Raw genomic sequence first — 4,207 nt, 5'->3', positions numbered from 1 at the left:
TACCAGCGAATCGCAGGCGGTCCTTCACTATCAGAACACGCCCTTCCCGGAGTTTATCGCCCAACTGCGCCGTGCCGCCCAGGAAGCGTTCGGATGGTGAGGTGCCGGCATGTACTGTCAAGCTTGGCGACAATAAGGCTTGACAAAATTCCAAACTACCCATATATTAGAATATAGTAATGTATACTGCTTGGCGCGTGAGCTCTCCTCTCGTCGAACCTTTCGTTCCAGCCAGTTTGTCCGTCAGCTTTGTCTTCGTACTGCGTCGCACGGGCAGTGACCCTGCCCCCTCATCACACAAGGAGGTGGAGGTATGTGGATTTTGCGCATCAACATGACGGATCGCTCCTATCAGCTGGAAGATGTCCCCGAGGCGTACAAGTATTTGGGAGGGCGAGGGCTGACCTCCACAATTGTGCATGACGAGGTGCCGCCGCTATGTCATCCCCTGGGCCCCAACAACAAGCTGGTCTTTGCGCCGGGCATCGTGACCGGGACCACCGCCCCGACCTCCGCGCGCATTTCCGCCGGCGGCAAATCTCCCCTCACCTGGGGTATCAAGGAGTCCAACGCCGGCTCGGCATGGCCCCAGGACCTGGCCGCCATGCACATCAAAGCCATCGTGGTGGAGGGCCAGCCGAAGGAAAAAGGCAAGTGGTGGATGGCGCATCTGACCTGGGACGGGAGCAAGCCCAAGGTCGAATTCCTGCCGGCGGATGAGTATGCCGGCAAAGACCTGTATGAGGTCTACCCCAAGCTGTTCGAGCGCTTCGGCGAGAAGGTGAACATTGCCGGCTGCGGCGTGGCCGGTGAATTCGGCTATGGGAACGCCGGCATCGTGTACAACGATATGGCCCGTCGGCCCAGCCGCTACTCCGGCCGCGGCGGCTTGGGGTCCGTCATGGGGAGCAAGGGGTTGAAGTTTATCGTGGTGGATCGCACCGGCGCGCCGGGGGTACAGTACGCCGATCAAGCGCTCTTCGACGAGGGGCGCAAGAAGCTTATTGATGCCCTGCGCACCCATGACATCACCAAGCCCAAGGGTGGCCTGAATACCTACGGCACAGCCGTGCTGATCAATATCATGAACGAGGCCGGCGGCCTGCCCACCCGCAACTTCGCCAGCGGCCGCTTCGAGGGCGCTCCGAAGATCGCCGGCGAGGCTATCTTCGAGGGCAATAAGCAGCGACTGGGCAAGGAACTCTACAACCATGCCTGCAGTCCGGGTTGTATCATCCAGTGCTCCAACACCTGGCATAAGCCGGATGGGACCGAGCACACTTCCTGCGTGGAATATGAGTCCGACTGGGCATTGGGCGCGAACTGCGGGATCGACAGCCTGGATGATATCGCCGAAATGGTGCGCCTCTGCAACGCCTACGGCCTGGACACCATCGAGACCGGCACGACGCTGGCAGTCGCCATGGAAGCCGGCGTCATCCCCTTCGGCGATGGCGAGAAGGCCATCGAGCTGGTGCATGAGATGGGCAAGGGCACGCCGCTGGGCCGCATCCTGGGCGCCGGCACGGCCACAGCCGGCCGTGTGCTGGGCGTGACCCGCGTGCCGGTGGTCAAGGGGCAGAGCATGCCGGCCTACGAGCCGCGCGCCGTCAAGGGCATCGGCATCACCTATGCCACGAGCACCATGGGCGCGGACCACACCGCCGGCTACACCATCGCGCCGGAAATCCTGAGCGTGGGCGGCAAGGCGGATCCGCTCAGCCCGGAGGGCAAAGCCGCGCTCAGCCGCGCCTTCCAGGCTACCACGGCCTTCATTGACTCCTCCGGCCACTGCCTCTTCATCGCCTTCGCCATCCTGGACATCCCCAGCGGCATGGAAGGCTTCGTCCAGGAGTGCAACGGCGTCCTGGGCACCAAGTGGACCGTGGATGATGTGCCGAAGCTCGGCGCGGAGATCCTGCGCAAGGAGCGGGCCTTCAACGAGGCCGCCGGCTTCACCAAGGCCCATGACCGCGTGCCCGAGTTCATGAAGTACGAGCCACTGCCGCCTCACAACCAGGTCTTCGACGTGCCGGACGAGGCGCTGGACTCGGTCTTCGGCGAACTGTAACCCGTCCAGGGCGGGCGCTGCGGGCAGGGCGAGCCACTCCGCCCTGCCCGCTTCTTTTATGGGAGGTGAAGTACCGATGCCCATTGTGCGAAGCGATGAGGAAGGCCGGCTGATACTGCCGGGGGAATTTTTGGCGCGCCGGCATATCCCGCCCCAGAGCGAATACTGGCTGGACGAGCGGGACGGCGATATTATCCTGCACCCGCGCCGGCCGGACGTGCGCAAGCTCTATATCGAGCCGACCACCGGTTGTAACCTGCAGTGCCGCACCTGCATCCGCAACGTCTGGGAGGACCCGATATCTCTCATGCCGATGGAGCTGTTCGAGACCATCGTCCGGGGGATGGAGGGACTGCCCGAGCTTCAGCGGGTCATCTTCACCGGCTTCGGCGAACCCTTGACGCATCCGCACATTCTGGATATGATAGCAAAAGTGCGGGAGCGCGGCGTTGCGGTCACGGTCGGCACCAACGGCCTCCTGCTGGATGCCCATATGGCGGAAGAGCTGGTGAGGCTAGGAGTGGACCGGCTGGTGGTGTCGGTGGATGGCGTGCGGCCAGAGACCTATGCCGGCATCCGCGGCGCCATGCTGGCGCGGGTGCTGGACAACGTCCGCCAGTTGAACGAGGCGAAGAGCCGCCTGGGATACCTCACGCCGGCGGTGGGGTTTGAGTTCGTCGCCCTGCGGAGCAACGTGGGGGAGCTGGCGGAGCTGACCGGCCTGGCCTCGCGGATGGGCGCAGCGCGGGTGCTGGTCAGCAATGTCCTGCCCTATACCGAGGAGATGCGCGAGGAAGTGCTGTACGGCTATGAGCCTCGGCCGCCGTTCAATGCCGGCGGCTGGCCCGTGAAAGCCGATGCCTGGGTCATGTGGGGCACGCTGGAACTGCCGCGCATGCATTGGGGTGCCGAGCGGCGGTGCCGCTTCATCAACGACCGGGCCATGGTTATCGGGTGGGATGGGGGCGTCTCGCCTTGCTATGCCCTGTCCCATACGTACAGCTATTACGCCATAGATGGTCGGAAGAAGTATGTGAGCCGGTATGTGCTGGGCAATGCCGGCGAAAGCCCTCTGGCAGATATATGGATGTCCGAGACCTACGTGCGCTTCCGGAGTGAGGTGCGGAGCTTTCATTTCCCCTCCTGCCCGGACTGCGATCTGCGGGAGACCTGCGACCTGCGGGAGCGCAACGAGGGATGTTGGGGGTGGAACCCGTCCTGTGCCGATTGTCTCTGGGCACAAGATATCGTGCGCTGTCCATAATATCGTTATCGGGATGTGGGTGAGGATGCGATGCGTCTGACGGTGAAGTTGTTTGCAACGCTGGATAAGTTCCGCCCGGATGCCGCCGGCGGCAGGCCGTTCGAACTGCAGGTACATGACGGCGCCACCGTGCAGGAAGTCATCCATATGCTGGGCCTGCCCGATGACGTGGTGCGGGTGGTCTTCGTCAACGGGCGCGCTCGCCCGCGGGATTGGGTGCTTTCGGACGGCGACGAGCTGGGCATTTTCCCACCCATTGGCGGAGGATGAGATGGCAGAGATTCAGGTGGATGTCTGGTTGTACGGCCGGCTGGCACGCTATGCCGGCGAAGGGGCCGGCAGTGGGTACGCCAATGTCAAGCTGAGCCTGCCGGCGGGCAGTACCATGCGCCGGCTGCTCGAACATTTCGGCATTCCCTCCGAGGAGCGGGGCATCACGTTCATCAGCGGCCAGCTCAGCGCCATGCCCGGCCTTCAGCCGGACCTGGATCACGTCCTGCAGGATGGCGATCGGGTGGGGATTTTCGACCTGACCAGTATGTGGCCGTTCCAGTACCGCCATGGTGCGGCTATGACGGAGGAAATGCGCCGCGCGCTGGCAGAGCGGGAGGATGCCGGCCTGCATCATACCTATCGCGGCGCCTAGCGCCGGCCCTGTTTCAGGCCCTTTCGCTGGCCCGCTGGCGCGCGGCCAGCCAGGCGGATTTCAGCCACTGCAGGTGCTGAAGCTCTTCCAAGAGCAGTTGCGTGACCAGTTTCGCTGTCCTCGTGTCCTCAATAATGCCTAACAGCAGTTCCAGGTATTGACCGGCGCGGCGCTGTTTCTCGCCCAGGTCGAAGGCCAGCATGCGCGCCGGGGTGGAGCCGGCCGG

The 4,207-nt window shown here is 63.5% G+C and carries 5 protein-coding genes; 4 read left to right on the top strand and 1 reads right to left on the bottom strand.

Annotated features, from left to right (window positions below; all coding sequences use genetic code 11):
- The first annotated feature begins 313 nt into the window (after positions 1-313).
- The 4 genes from H5T60_12165 (at position 314) to H5T60_12150 (ending at position 3,981) form a co-directional block, all read left to right on the top strand.
- Positions 314-2,071: an aldehyde ferredoxin oxidoreductase gene (locus H5T60_12165; protein MBC7243187.1), complete on the top strand. Its 1,758-nt coding sequence runs from the start codon at positions 314-316 to the stop codon at positions 2,069-2,071.
- Between the two features lie 76 nt (positions 2,072-2,147).
- Entirely contained in the window at positions 2,148-3,335 is a 1,188-nt protein-coding gene (locus H5T60_12160; protein ID MBC7243186.1) for a tungsten cofactor oxidoreductase radical SAM maturase, read from the top strand.
- 30 nt (positions 3,336-3,365) lie between these two features.
- Entirely contained in the window at positions 3,366-3,605 is a 240-nt protein-coding gene (locus H5T60_12155; GenBank protein ID MBC7243185.1) for a MoaD/ThiS family protein, read from the top strand.
- Position 3,606: 1 nt separating this feature from the next.
- Entirely contained in the window at positions 3,607-3,981 is a 375-nt protein-coding gene (locus H5T60_12150; protein ID MBC7243184.1) for a MoaD/ThiS family protein, read from the top strand.
- Positions 3,982-3,994: 13 nt separating this feature from the next.
- Here the strand turns inward: H5T60_12150 and H5T60_12145 are convergent.
- On the bottom strand, positions 3,995-4,207 hold a 213-nt coding region (locus H5T60_12145; protein MBC7243183.1), incomplete at its 5' end, for a hypothetical protein.

It is taken from the genome of Anaerolineae bacterium (assembly GCA_014360855.1).
GTDB lineage: Bacteria > Chloroflexota > Anaerolineae > JACIWP01 > JACIWP01 > JACIWP01.
This window is presented reverse-complemented; position numbering and strand designations above follow the sequence as displayed.

Excerpts from the sequence above, each read along its gene's own strand:
- H5T60_12165 (MBC7243187.1), top strand. The coding sequence starts at position 314 with ATGTGGATTTTGCGCATCAACATGACGGATCGCTCCTATCAGCTGGAA.
- H5T60_12160 (MBC7243186.1), top strand. The coding sequence starts at position 2,148 with ATGCCCATTGTGCGAAGCGATGAGGAAGGCCGGCTGATACTGCCGGGG.
- H5T60_12155 (MBC7243185.1), top strand. The coding sequence starts at position 3,366 with ATGCGTCTGACGGTGAAGTTGTTTGCAACGCTGGATAAGTTCCGCCCG.
- H5T60_12150 (MBC7243184.1), top strand. The coding sequence starts at position 3,607 with ATGGCAGAGATTCAGGTGGATGTCTGGTTGTACGGCCGGCTGGCACGC.